This is a genomic window from Parabacteroides sp. AM08-6, from assembly GCF_003473295.1.
GTDB lineage: Bacteria > Bacteroidota > Bacteroidia > Bacteroidales > Tannerellaceae > Parabacteroides.
The window spans coordinates 190,840-216,271 of record NZ_QRMP01000002.1 but is presented as its reverse complement, the minus strand read 5'-3'; the positions used below and the strand labels follow the sequence as shown (position 1 = coordinate 216,271).

The 25,432-nt window shown below is 42.6% G+C and carries 17 protein-coding genes; 9 read left to right on the top strand and 8 right to left on the bottom strand.

Annotated features, from left to right (window positions below):
* Positions 1–15: 15 nt before the first annotated feature.
* Positions 16–1,002, bottom strand: a complete 987-nt coding sequence (locus DW103_RS02705) for a FecR family protein (RefSeq protein ID WP_122274124.1) — start codon at positions 1,000–1,002, stop codon at positions 16–18.
* Between the two features lie 62 nt (positions 1,003–1,064).
* Complete coding sequence (locus tag DW103_RS02700; RefSeq protein WP_122274123.1) at positions 1,065–1,625, bottom strand: RNA polymerase sigma factor; 561 nt, start codon at positions 1,623–1,625, stop codon at positions 1,065–1,067.
* Positions 1,626–2,110: 485 nt separating this feature from the next.
* Here DW103_RS02700 and ruvA point away from each other — a divergent pair, with 485 nt between their 5' ends.
* From ruvA to DW103_RS02680, 4 genes are all read left to right on the top strand, one after another.
* Positions 2,111–2,698, top strand: coding sequence for a Holliday junction branch migration protein RuvA (gene ruvA / locus DW103_RS02695; protein WP_122274122.1), 588 nt, complete (start codon positions 2,111–2,113; stop codon positions 2,696–2,698).
* A 58-nt stretch (positions 2,699–2,756) separates the two neighbouring features.
* Complete coding sequence (gene sprA / locus DW103_RS02690) at positions 2,757–10,187, top strand: cell surface protein SprA (RefSeq protein ID WP_122274121.1); 7,431 nt, start codon at positions 2,757–2,759, stop codon at positions 10,185–10,187.
* An 11-nt stretch (positions 10,188–10,198) separates the two neighbouring features.
* Complete coding sequence (locus DW103_RS02685; protein WP_122274120.1) at positions 10,199–11,527, top strand: MATE family efflux transporter; 1,329 nt, start codon at positions 10,199–10,201, stop codon at positions 11,525–11,527.
* Between the two features lie 63 nt (positions 11,528–11,590).
* Positions 11,591–12,871: an O-acetylhomoserine aminocarboxypropyltransferase/cysteine synthase family protein gene (locus DW103_RS02680; RefSeq protein ID WP_122274119.1), complete on the top strand. Its 1,281-nt coding sequence runs from the start codon at positions 11,591–11,593 to the stop codon at positions 12,869–12,871.
* A 118-nt stretch (positions 12,872–12,989) separates the two neighbouring features.
* On the opposite strand, the gene DW103_RS02675 is transcribed toward DW103_RS02680, so the two are convergent.
* The 3 genes from DW103_RS02675 to DW103_RS02665 form a co-directional block, all read right to left on the bottom strand.
* Positions 12,990–14,144, bottom strand: a complete 1,155-nt coding sequence (locus tag DW103_RS02675; protein WP_122274118.1) for a glycosyltransferase family protein — start codon at positions 14,142–14,144, stop codon at positions 12,990–12,992.
* Entirely contained in the window at positions 14,141–14,941 is an 801-nt protein-coding gene (locus DW103_RS02670; RefSeq protein ID WP_122274117.1) for a UDP-2,3-diacylglucosamine diphosphatase, read from the bottom strand. The genes DW103_RS02675 and DW103_RS02670 overlap by 4 nt, the downstream gene beginning before the upstream one ends.
* A 173-nt stretch (positions 14,942–15,114) precedes the next feature.
* Positions 15,115–17,271, bottom strand: coding sequence for a translation factor GTPase family protein (locus tag DW103_RS02665; protein WP_122274116.1), 2,157 nt, complete (start codon positions 17,269–17,271; stop codon positions 15,115–15,117).
* A gap of 231 nt (positions 17,272–17,502) precedes the next feature.
* On the opposite strand from DW103_RS02665, the gene hemW reads away from it, so the two are divergent.
* From hemW to DW103_RS02645, 4 genes are all read left to right on the top strand, one after another.
* On the top strand, positions 17,503–18,630 hold the full coding sequence (gene hemW / locus DW103_RS02660; protein ID WP_122274115.1) for a radical SAM family heme chaperone HemW: 1,128 nt from the start codon (positions 17,503–17,505) through the stop codon (positions 18,628–18,630).
* 171 nt (positions 18,631–18,801) lie between these two features.
* Positions 18,802–19,377, top strand: coding sequence for a zeta toxin family protein (locus tag DW103_RS02650; protein ID WP_122274114.1), 576 nt, complete (start codon positions 18,802–18,804; stop codon positions 19,375–19,377).
* Complete coding sequence (locus tag DW103_RS18220; protein ID WP_199652948.1) at positions 19,370–19,540, top strand: hypothetical protein; 171 nt, start codon at positions 19,370–19,372, stop codon at positions 19,538–19,540. Before DW103_RS02650 ends, DW103_RS18220 begins: the two co-directional genes overlap by 8 nt.
* A gap of 38 nt (positions 19,541–19,578) precedes the next feature.
* A complete protein-coding gene (locus DW103_RS02645) occupies positions 19,579–20,034 on the top strand; it encodes a carboxypeptidase-like regulatory domain-containing protein (RefSeq protein WP_122274113.1) in 456 nt (151 codons plus the stop codon).
* A 1-nt stretch (position 20,035) separates the two neighbouring features.
* Here DW103_RS02645 and DW103_RS02640 read toward each other — a convergent pair whose 3' ends face one another.
* From DW103_RS02640 to DW103_RS02630, 3 genes are all read right to left on the bottom strand, one after another.
* Entirely contained in the window at positions 20,036–22,198 is a 2,163-nt protein-coding gene (locus tag DW103_RS02640) for a S46 family peptidase (protein ID WP_122274112.1), read from the bottom strand.
* A gap of 109 nt (positions 22,199–22,307) precedes the next feature.
* On the bottom strand, positions 22,308–22,775 hold the full coding sequence (locus DW103_RS02635) for a CYTH domain-containing protein (RefSeq protein WP_122274111.1): 468 nt from the start codon (positions 22,773–22,775) through the stop codon (positions 22,308–22,310).
* 183 nt (positions 22,776–22,958) lie between these two features.
* Positions 22,959–24,029, bottom strand: a complete 1,071-nt coding sequence (locus DW103_RS02630) for a DUF2027 domain-containing protein (protein WP_122274110.1) — start codon at positions 24,027–24,029, stop codon at positions 22,959–22,961.
* 156 nt (positions 24,030–24,185) lie between these two features.
* Here DW103_RS02630 and DW103_RS02625 point away from each other — a divergent pair, with 156 nt between their 5' ends.
* Positions 24,186–25,406, top strand: a complete 1,221-nt coding sequence (locus tag DW103_RS02625) for an S-adenosylmethionine:tRNA ribosyltransferase-isomerase (RefSeq protein WP_122274274.1) — start codon at positions 24,186–24,188, stop codon at positions 25,404–25,406.
* The last annotated feature ends 26 nt before the right edge of the window (positions 25,407–25,432 follow it).

Here is a 25,432-nt window from a genome sequence, read left to right as displayed (position 1 = left end):
TAATGTGTACTGTTTTTATAGTTTCTTTATATAAATGTGGGAACCTTCTATTTCCCATTCTGTAGGAATAGGAGTTATCAGTTTCAAACTTTGGATGATTTCATGAATAGTCTCATTTTTAAAACAAATCGTATATTTCAGAGTTCCCAAGTCCTTATCTTCTATATCAAACCGAACGTTATATTTACGGGCAAGTACTTGTACGATTTCCTGTAAAGGTGTATCATCAAAATATAATTGATTATCTCTCCACAAACCAATTTTTTTCGAATCCCCCATTTTTTCTATTTGGTAAAGTTGAGTAGATGTTTCAAACAATATTTTTTCTCCGGGATATATTTGTACCGGAGTAGGAAATACCGCTATATTCACATTTATACGTCCTTCATCAAGCGTTGTTTCTATTTTCTCATTCTCAGGATATGCTTTTACATTAAAAGAAGTACCAACAACTTCAATATCCAGACCCTCAACATAAACATGAAAAGGCTTATCCGGATTTTTAGCCACCTCAAAATAGGCTTCTCCTTCCAGTTTTAGAGAACGTTCCCGAACATTGAAATTTTCCGGAACATAAATTTTAGACTCTGCATTCAGCCAAACATTCGTATAATCATCCAGTTCCACTTTTCTAATTTCACCCCGCAACGAACAAATTTCATTATAATGTATAACTGCTTGCTGGTCTTTTATATTCAACCAATAAAAAGTGCTACAAATAAATAATGGGACAATAACAGCTGCAATCTTTAAATATAAACGTAATCTTTTCTGTTTATGAATTTCTCGCATCAATACATATTTCATTTTGGCGGAAGGAACAGGATGATTAACAGGTATATCACCGTCATTTATCATTTGGTCGATGTCCTGTTTCATCTCTTTCGATAAAAAGGCTTCCCCCTCAACAGTATTAAACCACTGATTTATAATCCACTTTTCTTCAGGTTCCGACATTCCTCGGAAATATCTATCCAAATTCTCTTTGCCAGGTTGCTTCATAATCACTTGTTTATATATAATACACCCAACAAGAAAAAAAGTATGAAGTCCGGCTTGTTTTTTTACTTCAACAAAAAAAGCAGTAGAAAAGAATACTTCTCCAATTTATCGCGAAGCATTTTTATTGATTGACTATATTGAAATTTGACTGTGTTAATAGAAATGTTCAATTGACTAGCTATTTCTTTATTGTCCAAACCCTCACCTATCTTTAATTTACAAATAGCTCTTTTCCGGGCAGGCAAAGCTTCAATCTCTGTGTATAAAGCCCTTACAAGTTCATCAAAATCGGAAAGGTTTTCGGGATTCTCAAATGAAGGCTGTTTGCTTAAATAAATCAAATCCTTTTCCATATGAGAGAATCTATCCCGTATCATATTGAGCAAATGATTTTTGAGTAGCGTGAATATAAAACTTTTAAATGAAAAGTCGGGATTAAGTATTGCCCTTCTTTCCCAGATATACAGAAAAACCGCTTGTACGGCATCCTCTGCCAAAGCCTTATTTTGCAGATACTTATATGCAAATGAGTACATACGTATATGGTAAGAATCATAAATAGCAGAAAAGGCTTGTTGATTTCCTTCACGCAGCTCTATTATATAATCTTTTTCATTTTGCATAAATCATACCATAAACTTAAATACATATCAAAAAGAACGAATTGATAACATTTCTCTTTTCACAAACATAAGGATTTTCTAATAATAAAAGACTAAAAGTAGATTACAAAAAAATAAAAAAAGACACAGACTCACTGAGGATAACAAAATATTCAAAGCTATTGTAAGATTTCGACAAGTTAGACTGCTGAAAGCTAAAGATTATCAAAATGTCACAAGTATAGCAGGTAAAATGGATTAATATGGCGGGTAAAATAAATTACCCGCGCATGTAACTCTTTTTAACATATCAGTCCGATAGTGAAACACTCAAATGGAGAACATCCTGTCACTCGCAAAGATATGCAAGGCTAGTCATTTTTGTTGATTTGCTAAAAATGGATAAAAGATACAGGGGAGTAAACACACAAATATTTTACGACCATATATACGCTTTTACTTAATTTTGCGTTATAATAGGTACGAATGACTAAGACAAACATAAAATGATTGAATATATCAAAGGCGAAATAGTAGAGCTAACGCCAACGCGCATGATTATCGAATGCGCCGGCATTGGATATGAGCTTAATATTTCCCTGAATACATACAGCTATTATAACGGGAAACAAACTGGGAAAATTTACGTATACGAGGTAATACGGGAAGATGCCCATTTATTATTCGGATTCGCAGAAAAAGCGGAGCGTGAACTTTTCTTGATGCTTACCTCCGTATCTGGGGTCGGACCCAATACAGCACGGATGATTCTCTCCTCCCTGCCCCCTTCCGAACTCATACAGGTCATCGCGAATAAGAATGAAACAGCACTGACCGCAGTAAAAGGTATCGGATTGAAAACAGCTCAACGTATCTTAGTGGATCTCAGAAACAAAGTGAAACCGATTGAAGGGATAACAACCGGTACGACCACAATAGCAGAAAGTGGAGCAATTGCAGAAGAAGCTGTTGCCGCACTTGTGATGCTGGGGTTCCAAAAAGCAGCTTCACAGAAAGCCGTTACAACCATTCTGAAAGGCTCGCCGGCACTGGCTGTCGAACAGGTGATTAAAACGGCACTCCGGATGCTCTGATTAATTGAGAATTGAGAATGAAAAATTGAAAGACTCAATGGTTCATTAATTCTAACGAATGAAGAAGAAGACACTAAAATATATACTCTGGACTATTATTCTTATGTTCGGCATCGGTCTGTATTCATTGAATGCAGACTATCTGGTTTATACAGCCTCAATGCCTGACTTTGAAGTACTAAACGCACCGGATGATACGGTTTCTGTCACCCGTTATCCGGTAGCGAAAACAGTACCTGAAGGATACAAAGACATGCTCGAACAATCGCCAGTCGATTTAAAAACACCGGATAACGTAAAAACTACAATCGAATATGACACCCGGACAGGGACTTATGTGGTCCGCTCCAAACTGGGCGAGATGGAGTTGACCACCCCTATCGTGTTAACACCTGAAGAATATCAGGATTATAGCCTTCAAAAGTCTATTCAATCCTACTATCGGCAGAAAAATGAAGAAGAATTTCAAAAAGCGGCTAACAATCAATTCAATCTGACCGATATGCAGTTCAACATCGGAGCCGCGGAACGTATATTCGGCCCCGGAGGCGTCCGGGTCAAAACACAAGGTTCAGCTGAAGTAACACTAGGATTGAAGCAGAACAAAACGAAAAACCCTTCTCTACCTGAACGTGCACGCAACCGTACATTTTTCAACTTCGATGAAAATGTACAGCTGAATGTGAACGCATCTGTCGGTAGTAAGGTTAATTTCGAAATGAATTACAATACTGAAACATCTTTCGACTTTGATTCCAAAAAGCTAAAATTGGCTTATACCGGCGAAGAAGATGAAATCATCAAATCGTTGGAAGCCGGTAATGTTAGCATGACGACAAGTAATTCGTTAATTAATGGTGGTGCAGCCCTGTTTGGTATGAAAACAGATCTTCAGTTCGGAAAACTGAGGGTTAACGCATTATTTGCTCAGCAGGAATCGGAATCGAAAACTGTCAACTCAAAAGGGGGAGTACAGACAAAGCCGTTCGAACTAACCATCGACCAATATGACGAAAACCGTCACTTCTTCCTCTCACAATATTTTCGTGATACTTACGAAAATTCTGTCAGGAGCTTACCTTCTGTTGCTTCCGGTATCAAAATTAATCGGATTGAAGTCTGGATAACCAACAAACGAAGTAATTACGACCAAGCACGTAATATTGTCGCTTTCTCCGACTTAGCTGAACATAATCATATCTTTAACAATCAATTTCAACCGTCACCAGGCAATAAAGACATACCTTACAACAAAACAAATACTCTTTATCAGACCATCGTTGACCAATATGCCGGAGCACGTGACATAAATACCGTCAATCAGGCTATCGGAGGCTTTTTGATAAATGGAACAGACTACGAAAAAGTGGAAAGCGCCAGATTACTGGATGCATCCGAATATACTATCAATGCACAGTTAGGATACATCTCACTAAAAACCCAGTTACAAGCGGATGAAGTGCTAGGAGTCGCCTACGATTATACCTATTCGGACGGACAGACTTACCAAGTTGGTGAATTTTCAACAGATAACGCACAAGCTACTTCCTCTTGTTTGTACGTCAAGTTATTGAAAGGAACAAGTATGTCCCCAGATATGCCGTTCTGGGACTTGATGATGAAGAACGTATACTCACTCGGAGCATATTCGGTACAAAAAGAGAAGTTTAAACTGGATATCCTCTATCAAAGCGATACGACAGGTACTTATGTTAATTATTTGCCTGAAGGAAACAGGGCTAAAGAAATTCTACTTCGTGTAATGAATCTGGACAACTTGGATTCTAATAATGAACGTCATGCAGATGGTTTCTTCGACTTTATCGAGGGATATACAGTATTATCAGAAAATGGGAAAATTATTTTTCCGAGTGTTGAACCATTCGGTTCCTATCTGCGTAAACAAATCGGTAACGATGCAATTGCCGACAAATATGTCTATCAGGAGCTTTACGACTCAACATTGACGGTAGCCCGTCAGATTGCCGAAAAGAATAAATTCATTATGCGGGGAGAATACAAAGCCTCCTCCGGAGCTGAAATACAACTGGGTGCAAGCAATGTAGCCAGAGGCTCGGTCCGTGTAACAGCCGGAGGAGCTGTACTGACCGAAAATGTGGATTACACCGTCGATTATACATCTGGTATCGTTACAATCCTGAACGAAAGTATTATTGCCGCAGGTACACCAGTTAGTGTTTCACTGGAAAACCAAACGGCTTACAATATGCAGCGCAAGACAATGATGGGGTTAGACCTGAACTACCAGTTAAGCAAAGAATTCATGCTGGGAGCTACTATCATGCACATGTCCGAAATGCCATTGACCACCAAAACAGTGATGGGAGACGAGTCCATAAAAAATACTCTTTGGGGGCTAAACACAGCTTATAAAGGAGAAAGCCAATGGTTGACGAATGTATTCGATAAACTGCCGCTACTTAACCTGACAAAACCAAGTCAGATATCATTTAATGCGGAATTTGCCCATCTGATTGCCGGTCATTATGAAAGTAAAACGACTGGCGGATACTCTTATTTAGATGACTTCGAATCCACTCAAAGTAATTTCGACCTGCAAGACCCGTACCCTTGGCAACTGTCCAGTGTTCCATACGATGATGGCTCCTCACCTCTTTTCCCGGAAGCCAGCCTCGTTAACAATATTGACTATGGCAAGAATCGTGCATTGTTGGCCTGGTACTACATCGACGGACTTTTTACACGACAGAATTCCTCCCTGCGCCCGAAGCATATCGACAAAAATCAATTGTCGAATCATTACGTACGCTCCGTACAAATGAGCGAATTATTTCCACAACGGCAAACAACTCTTAGCGAAAGTAATACATTGAGAGTACTGAACGTAGCCTATTACCCACAAGAACGCGGACCGTACAATCTGGATGCTGACGGGATGAATCCGGACGGTACATTATCGAACCCGGAAAAACGTTTCGGCGGCATGATGCGTAAGATAGATCAGAGTGATTTTGAAACGGCAAATGTAGAATACATCGAATTCTGGATGCTTGATCCTTTTATTTATAATCCGGAATCACCCGGTGGGGATCTTTATTTCAACCTAGGAGAAGTCTCCGAAGATATATTGAAAGATGAAAAGAAATTCTTCGAAAACGGTTTACCTGTTGACGGAGATAATAGTCGAGTTGATACAACCGTTTGGGGAAAAGTGCCTAAACAACAAAGTACGGTTTATGCATTCGATAACACTTCTGGGGCCCGCAGATTGCAAGATGTCGGCCTAAACGGTCTTTCATCCGAAGAGGAAGCCCAATTCCCTACTTATCAGGAATATCTGGCAAAGCTGGAACAACGTCTTTCCGCCGGTGTTTTAGAACAAATGAAAAATGACCCCTTGCAATTATCCCCATTTTTTGATCCTGCCGGCGATAAATTCCATTATTTCCGAGGCTCGGATTACGATAGCGAAGAAGTGGATATCCTCACCCGTTATAAACGATACAACGGAACCGAAGGAAACTCCAGGGAGGTTGAAGATTCTCCCGAACGTTACAGTACAGCAGCCCGTTCTACACCCGATGTAGAAGACCTGAACCAGGATAATACATTGAATGAAAACGAAAAGTACTTTGAATATAAAGTTTCCATCCGCCCAAAAGATTCGATTGTGGGCTCTAACTTTATTGTGGACAAACGTACTGCAACAGTTAATTTAGCGAATGGCACAGAAGAAAAAGTCAACTGGTACCAGTTTAAAATACCTATCCGGAAGTATAACCGTAGAGTTGGTTCCATTAATGACTTCAAAACCATTCGCTTTATGCGTATGTATATGACAGGTTTCCGCGATTCGGTAGTCCTCCGTTTCGGGACCTTGCGTCTGGTTCGCGGCGAATGGCGTTCGTACGAACAGGATCTTTCCGATCCGAAAATGCCCCCGGCAGCCAAGGCAACCTTGGAAGTATCGACTGTCAATCTCGAAGAAAACGGTGATCGTAAACCCGTCAATTATGTGTTGCCTCCAGGTGTGGACCGTGTACTCGACCCGAGCCAGCCGCAAGTACGCCAAGAAAACGAACAATCGCTTTCTCTAAAGGTAACCGACCTGTATCCTATGGATGCAACTGCTGTGTACAAAAATACAAACTACGACTTGCGCCAGTACAAGCGGATGCAAATGTTTACGCATGCCGAGGCATTTATCGACAACCTTACCAACTTGGGGAACGGAGAAATGTCTGTATTCATTCGTTTGGGGTCAGACTATAAGAATAACTATTACGAATATGAAGTACCCTTGCAGCTCACATCACTGAATGGGTTACAAACTTCTGAAGCTGTATGGCCGGCTGAGAATATGCTGAACTTCCGGCTGGAAGTATTAACAGACTTGAAACTTAACCGGAACAAAGCAAAACGTAGCGGACAAACAGATGTGACCTTCCAGAATGTCTATTCGGAATATGATCCGGATAATACACGAAACAGGATTAGTATTGTTGGTAATCCCAGCCTCTCGGAAGTAAAAACAATTATGATTGGTGTCCGTAATAATTCGAAAGAAAAGAAAAGTGCCGAAGTATGGGTAAACGAACTGCGTTTGACCGACTTCAATGAAGAAGGAGGATGGGCTGCAAATGCGAATCTGAATGTTGCCCTCTCCGACTTGGGAACGGTCAATGTCGGAGGACGTATAGAAACGGCCGGTTTCGGTGCTTTGGATCAATCGCTGAACGAACGTCGCCTGGAAGATTTCAAACAATACAATATCGCCACCACTATTGAATTAGGAAAACTATTCCCGGAAAAGGCGAAAGTGAGCATCCCCTTCTATTACGCTTATTCAAAAGAGACGAACGACCCGAAATATAATCCGTTGGATCAAGATATTAAGTTGAAAGATGCAATCAATGCCGTAGAAACACAAGCGGAAAAAGATTCCATACGTAGCTACGCACAAGACAAGAGCATTATCAAAAGCGTATCTTTCAATAATGTACGTGTTGACGTCAAAAGCAAAACTCCGATGCCATACGATCCGGCGAACTTTACTTTGGGCTATTCATATAGTATCAACAGCAAAAAGAATCCGGAAACGGAATATGAAACAACGAAGGATTATCGGGCAAACTTTGCATACAATTATATTCCATATATAAAGCCTCTCAAACCATTCGATAAACTAAAGAAAAATAATGGATATACCCGCTATATCAAGCAACTGGCATTTAACCCGGCTCCTTCCATCAGTTTTCAAACGGCCATGATGCGTAATTATTACGAGTTGCAGCTACGCGACTTGAATGCTGCAAATACGGGGATAAAGAATGAAATACCGGTATCGTTCAGCCAAAACTTCTATTGGGATCGGGCATTCAGCCTAAATTGGGCATTCACCAATAACCTGAACATCCGATTCTCTTCCGGAACTAATGCCCGTATCGAAGAACCTTATGTTCAAGTAAACAAAGAACTCGAACCGGATTTATACAAAGTTTGGAAAGACTCTGTTAAGAAAAGTATTGCCGACTTGGGTACTCCTATGCAATATGACCAAAGTTTTATGGCTACCTGGCAACTTCCGACACAATTTATTCCTGTGTTGGACTGGATTACCTCATCCGTGAACTATGATGCCACTTACAATTGGTATCGCGGTGCGACTGTCAGTGAAGATTTGGAGTTGGGAAATACGATTAAGAACCAACGTCAATTCCAGTTACAAAGCCGTTTCAACTTACTTTCGTTATACAACAAGAACAAGTTCTTGAAAAAAGTCAATCAAAAGTTCGGTAATACCCGGGCCACAACGACGAAGAGCGAAAAGAAGAAAAAACCGAAACTCGAAAAAGAAATTACATTGAATACCGACAGTGGTACAATAGTTGAACACGGAATGTTTACCAAAAAGGTTCAGATTACTGCACGAGGAGCTGATGGGCGTGTGTATGCTATCAAATATAAACCGCTCAATTATGCGCAAGTAGTGATTACCAACAAGGATACGGCCCACCTGAAATTAACGATTGTGCCCGGACCGGCTCCAACAGAAGATTTCCTGTATAAAACAGCAGAATATGGTAGCCGTTTCTTGATGATGGTCCGTCGTTTCAATATTCAGTTCACGAATACGGCAGGTATGATGTTACCTGGCTTCCGTCCTGAAATTGGTGATATTTTCGGTCAAAAACGTTCGTCTATCGGTCTAACACCTGGACTTGGTTTTGCCTTCGGTAGTGTTCGCAGGAGTTATATCGATGAGGCTTCGGATAAAGGCTGGTTGGTCGAAAGTGCCGAGAGTAATCTGACTCCGGCCGTCATGACCAGTACCAAAAACCTGAATATCCAAGCGAACCTCGAACCCTTCACCGGATTAAAAATCGACCTCAATGCTCTTCGTAATGATACCCGGAGTACGGACATTCAATACATGTACGATGGTATGCCGGAACAGCGGGGAGGAAATTTTACCATGACAACAATCGCTTTAGGGAGTGCCCTGAGCGGCAGCGGTAATGCAGGAAATAACTATTCCTCCAAAACATTCGACAAATTCCTGGCAAATCGTACTATCATAGCACAAAGACTGGAACAAAAATATTCCGGTCTGAACTATCCGAACCAAGGTTTTATCAAAGAACAAGGATTAGGCGGACGTCCATATAATCCGGGTGAAAATAATATAAACGGAGTGAACCAGAATTCGGCTGATGTTCTGATACCGGCGTTTCTGGCTGCTTACACCGGAAAAGACCCGGGGAAAATAGGCCTGACAGCATTCCCGTCATTACGTAGTTTGCTCCCGAACTGGCGTATGACTTATGACGGCCTGATACAAATTCCGGTTATCAAGAAATATTTCAAAAGTGTAACGTTAAGCCATCAATACCGTTGTACTTATTCTGTAGGTGCTTACAGTTCATTCCTGAATTGGGTGGATGCCGGATTGGACGGACTGGGGTATATCCAGTCTATTTTGAATGACAATCCAAGTCCGTCGTCTCCTTATTCTATTTCGACGGTTAGTCTTACGGAAAGTTTCAGTCCATTGTTAGGAGCGGATGCGACCTTATTGAACAACATCACGTTGCGAGCTGACTATACGACAACGCGAAATTTGAGCCTGAACACGACATCTTACCAGTTGGTAGAAGGTTTATCAAAGAAAATGACTATCGGCTTGGGGTACAAACTGACAGAGTTCAACAAAGTCTTGAAGATGAAGAAAACACGTGATTTCAGTAATGACCTGACTGTCCGGCTGGACTTCTCTTATAATAAGATGCAGTCGTTAATCCGCAAAATTGAAGATGGATTCACACAAGCAACAAGCGGTAATATTGCCAAGACGTTGCAGTTCTCTGCCGATTATGGGCTCAGCCGTGCCCTGACAATTCGTGCATTCTATGACATTCAGATTAATGAACCGCTTATTTCAAGCGCTTCTTATCCGACGTCGAATTCCAATTATGGTATTAGTCTTCGTTTCTCACTGGCACAGTAAAGAAATAGATTATGCAAGGAACAAAAAATCTGACAGAAGGACCGATTAGACGACAATTATTCAATCTGGCCCTGCCTATCATGGGGACTTCTTTTATCCAGATGGCATACAGTATAACCGATATGGCCTGGGTAGGTCGCCTCGGAAGTGAAGCTGTTGCCGCTGTCGGAGCTGTCGGTATCCTTGTATGGATGACATATTCTATAGCCCTACTGAACAAGGTGGGCTCTGAAGTAAGTGTCGGACAAAGTATCGGTGCAAAAAACATAGAAAACGCACGGGCTTATTCCTCCCATAATCTGACTATTGCCTTGATTATATCACTTTGTTGGGGACTACTTCTATTTGTATTCGCCCATCCGGTCATCAACATTTACAAACTGGAACCTCCGATAGCAAATAATGCTGTAAACTATCTGAGAATTGTATCGACAGCTTTTCCTTTTGTATTTTTATCAGCAGCATTCACCGGTATCCACAATGCAGCAGGACAAAGTAAAATACCCTTCTACATCAACGGATGTGGTCTTATACTGAATATTATACTGGACCCGATTATGATATTCGTATTCGACATGGGAACGAACGGAGCGGCATGGGCTACTTGGATTTCTGAAGGAACCGTTTGCGCCCTATTCGTTTACCAAGTTAAAAAAAGAGGCATTCTGTTTGGTGGTTTTCCTTTCTTTGTCCGTCTCAAAGGGAAATACACGCAACAAATATTCCAGTTGGGATTGCCCGTTGCCATGCTGAACACCTTATTTGCAATCATAAATATCATGATGGGGCGGACAGCCTCTACTTACGGAGGGCACATCGGACTCACTACCTTGACAGCCGGCGGGCAAATTGAAGCCATTGCATGGAATACCTCACAAGGTTTCAGTACGGCATTAAGCGCATTTGTGGCCCAAAACTATGCAGCAAAAGAAAAGGAGCGTGTCTTGGGCGCATACCATACGACACTGAAGATGACAGCTATATTCGGTATTCTTTGTACCCTTCTGTTTGTTTGCTTCGGCAGTGAATTATTTTCACTGATTGTACCGGAAAAGACGGCTTATGAAGCTGGAGGAATTTTTCTTCGTATCGATGGTTATTCCATGCTATTCATGATGTTGGAAATAACGATGCAAGGATTATTTTACGGAACCGGACGAACAGTTCCTCCAGCCGTTATCAGCATCATATTCAATTGTCTGCGAGTTCCTTTGGCTATCGGACTGACAGCTTTGGGGTTCGGGGTAGCCGGAGTATGGTGGGCTATCAGTATTTCCAGTATGTTGAAAGGAATAGTCTCATTTGTCTGGTTTCGTATTTTACAGAAGAAGATATTGTGATACTACAAAACTATTCCTTATTTTTGCCCAACAATAACAAATATACAGTAAAACATTATTATAATGAACAATTCGTTAAAGCCGGAAACCCTCTGCGTGCAAGGAGGCTGGCAACCTAAAAAAGGCGACCCCCGTGTCCTGCCCATTTATCAGAGTACAACATTTAAGTATGACACCAGCGAACAAATGGCAAAACTCTTCGACTTGGAAGAAAGCGGTTATTTCTATACCCGTTTGCAAAACCCTACCAATGATGCCGTTGCCGCTAAAATAGCTGCCCTGGAAGGGGGCGTAGGTGCTATGCTTACCTCATCCGGTCAGGCAGCTAATTTCTATGCTGTCTTTAATATCTGCCAGGCTGGCGACCACATGGTTTGTTCATCTACTATCTACGGCGGAACATTCAATTTGTTCGGAGTTACGATGAAAAAGTTGGGAATAGAGGTAACATTCATTGAACCGGATGCTTCGGAAGAGGAAATCTCTGCCGCTTTCCGTCCCAATACAAAAGCATTATTCGGTGAAACACTTGCTAACCCTGGTATGAGTGTATTAGACATCGAAAAGTTTGCCCGTATCGCACACAGTCATGGCGTTCCTTTGATTGTAGATAATACTTTCGCGACACCTATCAATTGCCGTCCATTCGAATGGGGAGCTGATATCGTGACTCATTCCACAACCAAATATATGGATGGTCATGCCACTTGCGTAGGCGGTGCAATCGTCGACAGCGGAAACTTCGACTGGGATGCTTACGCCGATAAATTTCCCGGACTGACACAACCGGATGAATCCTATCACGGATTAACTTATACAAAAGCATTTGGGAAAATGGCATATATAACCAAGGCAACCGCCCAATTGATGCGCGACCTCGGTTCTATTCAGGCCCCGATGAATGCTTTTTTACTCAACCTCGGCCTGGAAACATTGCATTTGCGCATGCCGCAACATTGCAAAAACGCCCAGCAAGTGGCTGAATGGTTGGAAGCGAACAATCAAGTTGCATGGGTAAACTATCCAGGATTAAAAAGTAACAAATACTACGAACTGGCACAAAAATACATGCCGAACGGCACTTGTGGCGTAATTGCATTCGGCCTGAAAGGAAACCGTGAAGATGCCATCCGCTTTATGGATAATCTGAAAATGATTTGTATCGTCACACACGTTGCCGATGCCCGTACCTGCGTGCTTCATCCGGCCAGCCACACACATCGCCAACTGACAGATGAGCAGTTGATGGAAGCTGGCGTAGCACCCGACCTTATCCGTCTGTCAGTCGGTATCGAAAATGTAAACGACATCATTACGGATATCAAACAAGCTTTAGCAAAATAGAGGAAAACAGATTATCCTGATGCGAACAAATTAAACAGCTACAAAAAAGCTGATATCCGGTATCTTCTTGTGTAAGGACATACACTTAGATACCGGATATCAGTCAAATAATATCAGTTCAAATCGGAAGAGATTTTCCCAATTTATAAATCCACCCCACCATTAAGCGATGCCAGAAAGTAGTTGGGTGCTCCTCCATTAATAGGTCCGGACGAAATTCACGAAGGATAAGCCAATCCGCCTGTTTTACCCAATGGTTGAAAGAAATATTAGGCTGATGTGTCTCCGATAACTCCAGTAACGCATCCAAATCAAAACGGCCGGCTACTGCGCCTGCGCCTGACAAAGAGGCATCATACGCATTACAAGCCTGTTCAATATGTGTCGGGACCATCAGAACCGGTTTTCCCAGATACATTGCTTCACAAACAGACTCAAAGCCGGCAGTAGTAGCAAACGCCTTGGCGCCTGCCATATAATGAACAAACAAAGTGTCATTTAATTGGTGGAAGGAAAGATGATTATCCACCTTTACTTCCTGACGGACATTTTTCTTATCCCAAAAAATATGCAGGTTGACAGATGGATGCGTATTATGCCACATCCGTATCTCCTCACTGAAACCGCTATTTAACAAATACCCATGCAAATAATCACCTCGGACTGGTTTCATTTCCAACACCTCTTTTCTTAAAAGCGGAGGAACAACGATGATTCTCTTTGTCGGAACCTCCCGCATTTTACGGAAAGACAAGGCCAATTTTTTCGTAGACCCGATTGCCGTTATACGAGTGAAAAATTTCAATGATGCAAGCGAAACAGAATTTAATTTAGGGAATGTATAATCCGGGTGCAGAAAAAGATACTGATGCGCGATACAAACCATGATTGCCCTCGGACGGCAAAACAGATAGGTCAAACCAGTCAACAACTCGTAAAAGTTGACTACCACATCCGCCTGTGTTTCTTTTATCATCCGGTTAATATAAGATATACTCGTTACATACTTATGCAACCGGCACAGATTATAAGCAACACTTCTCCCCAGATTAACCTGTTTATTCTTAGCCGAAGGCAAGAAATTCGGACTTTCAAACGTATAAATAGGAGCATTTATTTTATCGCTAAAAAAATCAGGAAGATGCCTTGCCGGACTTTTACCGACTAACACACCGACAACCTGATGACCTTCATCTGCCAATTTTCGACGGAGTGAAAGAGCTTGAGTCAAATGTCCCCGGCCTTCGCCTTGTATAATAAACAGTATTTTCATACGACTTCCGCATAAAATAATTTCGATACGGCTGTTTCTTTTTCCGTATACACTTCTCTATCATAAGAAACAATGCTCCACTCTCCTTGTTCATTTTCTACCAGAGCTGTCAGGCTTTCCACCCAATCTCCGGAATTCAAATAATGGATATTCCCATACCAGACATTAGCTGCCTGATGAATATGTCCACATATAATGCCATCCAATTTCTTCACTTCCACAAGCTTAACAAGTTCTTTCTCGAAATCGGAAATATACGAAACGGCACTTTTCACTTTATGTTTGACGTGTTGTGAGAGAGAAAAATAGGGTTTTCCTTGTTTTTCTCTTTTCTGATTATAAATCCGATTCAACCAAAGCAGAAATGTATATCCGATATCCCCTAGCATAGCAAGCCAACGCATATTTGTCGTTATCGTATCAAAAATATCTCCGTGCGTCACCAGATAACGTTTGCCATGACTATTCAGGATATAATCTTTCACAATAAAGAGATTAGAAAAAGAAAAAGGGACCAGATTATCCAGGAAATCATCATGGTTTCCACGAACATAAATAATTTCGGTTCCTTGCTTTTCCATCATCTTCATCAAGACCTTAAAAAAATCAGTATGTTGTTGTTTCCAGCGTTTGCCGGATTTCTGCAATTGCCAGCCATCGATAATATCACCGTTCAGTATCAAACGGTCACAGTTTACATGTTTCAGGAAGTTAGTCACCTCCTCTGTCCTGGAATGCTCTGATCCCAAGTGAATGTCCGAAAGGACAATCGTCGGATAGTATTTTCGTTGTTTCATGTTCTTTTTATTAACACGCTACAAAAAAACACAATCTATATTACACTCAGACAACAACAAGATGAAGAAACCTTTTCATTTTCAGTTGCTACAGTATGCCCTTACCGGACAAACAGAAAAAAAGGCCACTCCTTCACAGGAGCAGCCTTTCCTAATTATTAAAAGATCCAAAATCAATCTTCTGCCTGAGTTGCCTCGTATGCCTTCAACAACTTTTCCTGAACATCCGACGGAACCAGTTCATAGCTGGCAAACTTCATTGTAAATGAAGCACGTCCACCGGTGATGGAACTTAAAGAAGTCGAATACGTAGACATCTCTTTCAAAGGCACTTTTGCTAAAAGCTTTTCGTAGCCTTTTTCACTATTCATACCCATGATAATGGCACGACGTCCTTGCAAATCACTCATTACGTCGCCCAAATAATCAGCCGGGACCGAGACTTCCACATCATATACAGGTTCCAAAATTTTCGGACCGGCTTCTTTAAAGGCTGTGCTGAAAGCATTACGGCCAGCCAGCATGAACGAAATTTCATTACTGTCAACCGGGTGCATCTTTCCGTCATAGACAATGATGCGCACATCGCGGGCATACGAACCAGTCAACGGTCCCTGCTCCATACGTGCCATAATACCTTTCAGGATAGCCGGTAGGAAACGGGCGTCGATGGCGCCCCCTACGATACTGTTTATAAATACCAGTTTTCCACCCCATTCCAAATCAATTGTCTGCGTGTCGCGTACGCTAATCTTAAATTCCTGTCCGCCGAAACGATAAGTATCCGGAGCCGGCATACCTTCGTAATACGGTTCAACAATCAGATGAACTTCACCGAACTGGCCCGCACCACCGGATTGTTTCTTATGACGGTAGTCGGCACGGGATGCCTTTGTGATTGTTTCCCGATACGGAATTTTCGGTTCGAAGAATTCAATCGGCAATTTATCATTATTTTCAATTCTCCATTTCAAGGTACGCAGATGGAATTCACCCTGACCGGAAACAATCGTTTGTTTCAATTCTTTCGATTGCTCGATTACCCATGTCGGGTCCTCTTCACGCATACGCATCAGAATTTCCATCATCTTTTCGGCATCGGCCTCATTCACCGGCTTAATGGCACGACGGAACTTCGGATCCGGATATTTTATAAAGTCGAAACGATAATCGCATCCTTTCCCATTCAGAGTATTTCCCCGACGCACTTCTTTCAGTTTAACGGTAGCACCTATATCGCCGGCAACCATTTCCGGCACCTGGACACGAGTCTGGCCGGCAACAGTAAATAACTGCGCAATACGTTCTTTCGAACCCCGGTCGGCATTCAACAAATCATCACCTTCTTTTACTTTCCCTGATATCACTTTAAAATATGACACCTGACCAATATGCGGTTCCACCGTCGTCTTAAAGAAAAACAAGCTGGTCGGCCCGTTGGAATCGGGAGTTACTTCCACGCCGGAAGTTGTTACCGGACGTGGCATTTTATCGGTACAAGGAACTACATTTCCAAGAAATTCGAGTGTACGGCGTACGCACATGTCGCGTCCCGCACAAACACAGAACACCGGATACATGCCTCGGATAACCAGACCGGCACGAATACCTGCACGCATATCGTCTTCACTCAACGTACCTTCCTCGAAGAACTTTTCCATCAACATATCATCGTTTTCAGCTGCAGCCTCAACGAGTGCCTTATGAAGTTCCATCGCCTTATCCATTTCCTCTGCCGGGATTTCCAACACATCCGGTACGCCTCCTTCCGGCTTCCAACGATACATCTTCATCTTCAGAACGTCAACTACGGCATTAAAAGATGCCCCCGTAGAAATCGGATACTGGATTGGAACAATCTTACTTCCCCACTGTTCGCGTAACTGGGAAATAGTCCCGTCATAATCAGCCTTGTCGTTATCCAATTGATTGACAACAAAAATAACCGGCTTATGGAATTGTTCGGTATACCGGAACTGGTTGATTGTACCTACTTCCACGCCATACTGGGCATTCAGAACCATTAAAGCGGTATCTGTTACATTCAAGGCGGAAACTGCTCCTCCGATAAAATCGTCGGAACCCGGACAATCAATGAAATTCAACTTTCTATCCTGCCATTCTACACTGAAAACGGTCGAGAACACCGAGTAACCATACTCCTTCTCAACCGGGAAATAATCGCTCACTGTATTTCCTGCGTCTACAGTTCCGCGACGTTTTATAACTCCACCCTCGTAAAGCATAGCTTCAGCGAGAGTGGTTTTCCCAGAGCCCGAACTTCCCAAGATAGAGATGTTCTTGATTTCGTTTGTTTGGTATACTTTCATGATATCAAGGTATAATTTGTGTTTAACAATAATGATTGACTTGTGAACCGTTTGTTCACGAGGCGCAAATTAGAGATTGTAAAGGAGAAAAGCAATTATCACCCGGTGTTTGAGAACTATGTTATTTAACAGTCCGCACGTAATCTCCCGATAATATGAAAATTACAAATATTTCATCACAATGAAAAGATTTGCCTATCTTTGCTTTTCTAATATTTTTAGCATCTAAAAATGGCAGGTCTTTACATCCATGTTCCCTTTTGCGCCAAACGGTGTTTATACTGCGACTTCTATTCCAATACGGAAATGAAGTATAAAGAACCATATATAGACGCAATCATTCAGGAGATGGAACTCAGAAAAAACTATCTCGGAGACGAATCCCTCGAAACCATTTATTTCGGGGGAGGAACGCCCTCCCAGCTGCAAGCAGCCGATTTTAGCCGGATATTCGAAGCCATATACCGTATATTTCCAGTCGACACATCCGCCGAAATCACACTGGAAGCCAATCCGGACGATATGACCGCCGAATATGCAGCCAATCTCCGCTTATTTCCCTTCAACCGGATTAGTATGGGGGTACAAAGTTTCAAAGAGGCAGACCTGCGCTTCCTGAACCGGCGTCATAGCCGCGAACAAGCATTTCAAGCCGTCGAACGATGTAAGGATAACGATATCCATAATATCAGTATCGACCTGATATATGGCTTACCCGGACAAACCGAGAAAGAGTGGGAAAGCAACCTTCGTGATGCGCTCCGGCTGGATATTCCCCATATCTCCGCCTACCATTTAATCTATGAAGAAGGGACAACTCTCTATAGATTGATGCAAGCCGAAAAGATAATCCCCGTAGAGGATGAGTTGAGCGTATCGTTTTTCTCTACATTAATATATATATTGGCCGATGCCGGCTACCTACATTACGAAATATCCAACTTTGCCCGTCCCGGCTTTATTTCCCGTCACAACAGCGCATACTGGACCGGGAAGAAATATCTCGGCCTCGGCCCCGCCGCTCATTCGTACAACGGAACAAACCGACAATGGAATATATCCTCTCTTCCCCATTACCTGAAAGGCATTTCGGAAAACCAGCCCGATACCGAAAAAGAGGAACTGGATATTAACACCCGATACAATGATTTTATCATAACCGGACTTCGAACCATGTGGGGAGTGAAACTTTCCGACCTGAAAAAGCTGTTCGGAGAAAAAAAATTTGCCTATTGTTTGGAGATGGCCTCCCCACATTTAACACAAGGACTACTTTCCCTCGAAAATGACACTTTGAAACTATCCAAGCAGGGAATCTTCATTTCTGATAGCATAATGAGCGACTTACTATATGTATAACCTTCTATTGCAAGACATTTACAAAGGTATTAAATCACACCAAACCGGGTGTTTCCATAACAAACCGGTCACTTACCAGTACATTTTCTGCACATTTTCACGATTTTTGAGAATAAAAGTATACAACATATAAAACTATTATCTATATTTGTCACGTTAAAACAGCAAATAGTGCCATACTTATATATAATATCGGGATGCAACGGAGCAGGTAAGACAACCGCTTCCTTCACAATTCTACCGGAAATGCTGAAGTGCAAGGAGTTTGTCAATTCCGACGAGATTGCCAAGGGGCTTTCCCCTTTTAATGCTGATAGTATCGCGGTAGCCGTTGAAGCCAGTCGTATTATGTATAAACGTATTAAAGAACTAATCGCCGCCGGCGAGACGTTCGCGATGGAAACTACGCTGGCCACCCGTTCGGTCGCAAACTTGATACGGGAAGCACAAAGGGAAGGGTATTATGTAACATTGCTTTATTTCTGGTTGAATACGCCGGATTTGGCAGTGGAACGAGTTAAAATGAGAGTAGCAGCCGGAGGTCATAACATTCCGGAGAGTACAATTCGTCGTCGTTACGAGGCGGGTATTCATAATCTCTTTGAACTATATATCCCCATTTGTGATTATTGGATGATAACAGACAACTCTATGTCGCCGATGGAAGTAATCGCCAAAGGCTTCAGGAGCGAAAAAAAAGAGATATATAATTCAGTTATTTATACAAAACTTGAACATCATGAATGAGCAAGAAGTAAGAGAATTTGAAGAGAATATAGTGAAAGGTGCCAATATAGCTTTTCAGCGTTTAGTTAACCAGAAAAAGAAAGAAGACGGCGAACTTGTTTTTTCGCGTAACGGATATGTATTCCGTGTAAAAGCAGCTGATTTGGAAAAAGGTATGTTTTAACTATTCAAATAGGAAATATTACAAAAAGGGGTTGCCTGATGATAAAAAGTCAGGCAACCCCTTTTTCGTACCCCGAAGAAGATAATCCATTGAAAAACCTTCCGCTTCTTCCGCAAAAGTCTTACGGTTTTCAGAGATTACTTACCACATGTAGTAAAAAGTATTACAATACGACACTTCCCGATACTACACAAAACAAAAGGATTATAACCGGAATTGTAACTTGCGATTCAGGTGAATTGGCCATTGGAGCAAGCGTACGCGAAGGCACTTCCGCTTTCGCAACCAACGGTACAATTGCCGGAATGGACGGAAGATATACCCTCTCGATAGAAGATACCACTAAATATTTAACCTTCTCATATATAGGATATAAAGAACAAATAGTTAAAATCCAACATGATACTGTTGATGTCGAGATGAAAACCGATCCGGATCTTCCCAAAGATATGATAATAGGTTCTCTCACTCGTTTGGAAGAGAAAAAACAATAAGCTATTCTGCCAGCTCCATCTCTTCCAGTAAATAACCGGCTCCGGCATACTTATCTATCAGGAAAAGGACATACCGGATATCGACAATTATACTACGTTGATAATCGGGCAAATACTGAATATCGCCTCCTACACCTTCCCAGTTCCGGTCGAAATTGATGCCAATCAGTTCGCCATTGGCATTCAATACCGGACTACCGGAATTACCCCCTGTCGTATGGGTGGTAGCACTGAAAGCGACCGGCATTCTTCCATCCGACATCCGGTAACGGCCGAAATCCCGGGTATTATACAACTCCTTCAGACGTTCGGGAACCACAAACTCCCAGTTCGTCGAATCTTCTTTTTCCATCACTCCGTCCAGAGTAGTCTGGTGACCGTAATAATCACAATCGCGCGGACTATATCCTTTTACCTGTCCGTAAGTCAAACGGAGTGTAAAATTAGCATCCGGGAAGTTAGCCTGATTGCCATACATGGCCAACAACCCTTTCACGTATGTCCGATGAGCCAACGAATAGCCATCTTCAAAATCTTTCAAAGAAGCGGCAATGGCATTTTTCTCATCCTGAACAGACCGGGCAAATTGTATCATCGGATCATGCTCCAAGGCTTTGACAGAGGGACGGGCTTTGAATTTATTGAAATTATCTTCACTCCCGAAAATAGACTTCTCAAATAGATAATCGACAAAACAATCCGTGTCTCCTTTGAACTTCTTATCAATCAAAGAGAAATAAGCCGGTTGCTTTTTAGGAGAAATCTGGCGGCAGTATTCTTTCAGCAACACTTTGGCTATCTTCTTATCCACTTCCGGCGCATAATCTTTATCTGCGAACCGGTGATAAGCCAACTCAAGCAGATGCATTTGTTCGCGAATCTTTTCCCGGTCTTTCTCTTTCAGGGCATTAATGACCGACTGCACGCTTGTCGGAACCTTGCTAAATTCGATACCCCGGCTAATTGCCTCATCCAACATCCAACTACGGAAACGCAGGTCTTTACGGTCGGAAATAATCTGCTCCAGAATCAGAAGAGCTTCCGGATAAGCCGGTTCACACATCTTCTTCGACCAAGCAATCAATTTATCCTGTTCTTCTTTCTTCACTTGTTCGAAATTCCGTTTCCCGATAGCCCAGTTACAGCCGATAGCATTCTTGTAAGCATTTGTCGAACCCGCATATTTACTGGAATACTGGATACGCACTGAAGGGTCTTTCAACATTTCCTCCAGCATCACTTTCTGACGCAGGTCACGCATATTGATGCGCACCGTATTATCTATATCCCGCCGTTCGGCCACCTCCCAAGATGTATAATATTTATTCGTACGTCCGGGGAAGCCCATCATCATAGCATAATCATCTTCCTCCACACCTTTGATGGATATTTTGAACCAACGTTTGGGACGTAGCGGGACATTGTTTTCGGAATATTCCGCAGGATTGCCATTGGCATCGGCATAAACACGAAAGACGGAAAAGTCACCGGTATGCCGTGGCCACATCCAATTGTCCGTATCCGCTCCGAACTTTCCTATAGCCGAAGGCGGAGCACCGACAAGGCGGACATCCGAATAAATCTTTTTAGTGAACATATAATAGACATTTCCGCCATAGAAAGCCTTGATTTCAACCTCAGTTCCGGGATTATCCTGCAAGAACTTCTCACCCACTTTCTCTTTGGCCAAGCCGTTCAGGTATTTGGGAGAAAGGAAATTCATGCTATTAGGGTCGGTATCTTTTTCCAATTCTTTCATCACATAATCCGTCACATCCTCTATCTTGTCGATAAAAGTAACAGTCAATCCCGGATTAGGTAGTTCCTGTTCGCGCGACATGGCCCAAAAACCATCCGTCAAATAATCATGTTCCAGCGAACTATGCTTCTGTATCTGACTGTATCCGCAATGATGATTGGTCAATAAAAGACCGTCAGGCGAAACAATCTCGCCGGTACAGCCCCCGCCGAATATCACAACGGCATCCTTCAGAGAAGCCGAGTCGGGGCTATATATATCGTAATCCTGCAATTTAAGTCCAAGTGCCTGCATCTCCGGAAACTTCTGTTGTTTCAGCAAAGGCAACAGCCACATTCCTTCATCGGCCACAACCGGCAGAGAGAAAACCACGGCGGCCAGAGAGAGTATGAATTTTTTCTTCATGGTGTTTTATTGTTTATTCGTTTCAGTATCTTATCAGTACAATCCGCCGCGAACAGCGGGATGTTTATCCTATTCCAATTATTGACAAAGATACTATTTCCGGCACATTTTACCAAGTTGTAAACGGATGTTTCGTGAGCATGGAATTGTAATACCGGCGGTCGCCACTGACCTCTGCCCCCAGCCATTCCGGACGTTCGAAAGGTTCGTCTTCCGAGGCCAGTTCTATTTCGGCCACTATCAGGCCTTCGTTGCTCCCGTGGAAGACATCGACTTCCCAAATATGTGACTCCCGACGAACCAAATTACGAACTTTGTCGATAACGCCCGGTTCGCAAAGCTTTAGCAATTCCTCGGCATCAGCCAGCGGGATGGTTTGCTCAAATTCATAACGGCTCAAGCCTTTTTCATCCGAAGGGCCTTTAATCGTCAAAAACCCCTTGTCTCCACGAATACGGACACGTACTGTCCGGCCGGGCTGGGAACAAATGTAACCTTGCACGATACGCTCCGCACTGAACACTTCTCTACTGAAATCGCCGGCCACAAGGTATTTCCTTTCTATTTCCGTCGCCATCTTTTTGAAAATGATTAGTCATGTTTCATAAATTAGTTGCCGAGGTATTTGCCTTTCGACAACTGTCGTAAGACCTTTCGACAATTGTGGTAAGGCCTTTCGATAATTGTCGTAAGGCCTTTTGATAACTATCGTAAGACAAATAGGTCGGCTGCTTTTGCCAAATTCATTCCGGTCTGTTTCCTATTTGATAGTAACCATTGTCGCGCCAAAACCGTACTCGCGGAAAGAAGCATCCTGATAATAATATTGCTTATACCTGGTCTTCAGTTCCTTTTCGATAGCCTTGCGCAGCACCCCGTCACCTTTTCCATGAATGAACACGATTTTCTGCCCTTTATGTCCGGCATATTGTCCAAGAATTTCGTGGAACTTATCCAGTTGGTAATTCAACATATCCGCATTACTCATACCATTCGTATTATCCAACAATTGATGGATATGCAGGTCAACCTCCAGCACGGCGCTCTCTTCCTTTTTCTTGACAACCGGCTGCGGAGCATGACGGTCTTCGCGCACCTTCTGTCGCATCGCTTCCTGAAGTTCGACAGCCGAAATCAGTAGTTCTTTTTCCGGAATATCCTGACGGACAAGCGGAAAGAGCAAAGCGTCTTCGTCGAAGAAATCATTCTCCATGAAACAATGTTGCTTATAGAACTTAACTGTATCTAAGTGGAGTTCAACGGATGCCGTATTCTTCAGAGAATATGGCTTGTCCTTCTTGAAAGCAATCAACTGCACGCAGATACGTTCCAAATCATTCAGTTCCTCTTTCCCGAATTCTTCCAGAAAGATTTTCGTATTTGGTTCAATCAGGCCGTTATAACGGCTTATCCAGCTGTTATTCTGACGATTCATATAGTTGAACATCAAATAATAGTTGCTGTCGTTCACAAAATAGGTTTCATAGCCGGTATTCTTCATGATATTCTCCGGTTCGAGAGGCAGATAAGCCAGATAAATATTCAGCCGTTCCCCCTCCACTGTTTCCTCCACTTTCACTTCTTCCGGTTCCGGCTTTTTAGGTTGTGGAGCAGCCACGACCGGAGACGTTTGGGGCAAAGGAGAACGACGGGAACTATGCACCTGCATTTCAACTTCGCCCACCACTACGCATTCGCGTATCAGAGCCGGAACTTCAAAACCGTCTTCATCTTCTACCAAAACCTGGTCTTTTCCCTTCAGACCCCGTACTATTCCTCCACCCGTGGAGTTCAGAAAGCGGACTTTGTCCCCTACTTTTATGTTATTCATTTTGTGAGATACTTTAAATATTTTGATACAAATGTAGCAAATCCTTCCTGAAACCACTAATCCTTCACTTTTTGTCCGCTATTCCACGTGTATTTTCTCCCTAATTTGTACTTTTGCAGCCGGATTTAATCCGTGACTTCAGTAACAGCAAAAATCATGACGACAAAGACGCAACAGATACGTATCGAAGATTACGACTATTCATTACCCGACGAAAGAATAGCTAAATTCCCGCTCTCCAAACGGGATGAGTCCAAACTATTACTTTATCGTGACGGAACGGTTGGCGAAAGTGTTTTCAAGCACTTGACCGACTATTTGCCGAAAGGTTCGCTGATGGTTTTCAACAACACCCGCGTCATACAGGCTCGTTTGCTTTTCCAGAAAGAGACCGGGGCAAGAATAGAAATATTCTGCCTCGAACCGGTAGAACCGCATGACTATGCCTTGGTTTTTCAGCAAACCGAACGGTGTAGCTGGACCTGCCTTGTCGGAAACCTGAAGAAATGGAAAGAGGGGCTGCTAAGCAAAGATGTAACCATCGACGGTGAAACCGTCACGCTAAAAGCAGAAAAGAAACAAACTTGCGGCGACAGCCATCTGATTGAATTTACCTGGGACCATCCCTCCTATACGTTTGCCGACATATTGGATGCTGCCGGAGTATTGCCTATTCCGCCTTATCTGCACCGGGAAACCGAAAAAAGCGATTTGCAGACATATCAGACAGTCTATTCCAAAATAAAAGGCTCCGTTGCCGCTCCTACCGCGGGACTGCATTTCACTCCGGAAGTGTTGGCAGACTTGGACGCTAAAGGTTTTGGCCGTGAGGAACTGACTCTGCATGTCGGAGCCGGAACATTCAAACCGGTCAAAAGCGAAACGATAGAAGGGCACGAAATGCATACCGAATTTATTTCAGTACGTCGAAGCTCCATCGAACGGATAAAAAACAATTTAGGGAAAATCATTGCCGTTGGAACCACTTCGGTCCGTACCCTCGAAAGTCTTTATTATATCGGGGTGACATTAGCCTCTAATCCGAACGCAACAGCCGGAGAATTGGTGGTCGGACAATGGATGCCTTATGAAGAAGAAAACAACCGGCTGACTCCGACCGAGGCACTACAAAATATCTTGAACTATTTGGACAAACATCAGGCTAATAAATTGGTAACTGCTACACAGATTATAATTGCTCCCGGCTACACATTCAAGATTGTCCGGGGAATAGTGACCAATTTCCATCAGCCGAAAAGCACTTTATTATTGCTGATATCCGCTTTCGTGAAAGGGGACTGGAAGAACATCTACGATTATGCTCTTGCCAGCGACTTTCGTTTCCTGAGCTACGGAGACAGTTCGCTATTACTGTAAAAAAGCCTAATCGCACAATAACGTTT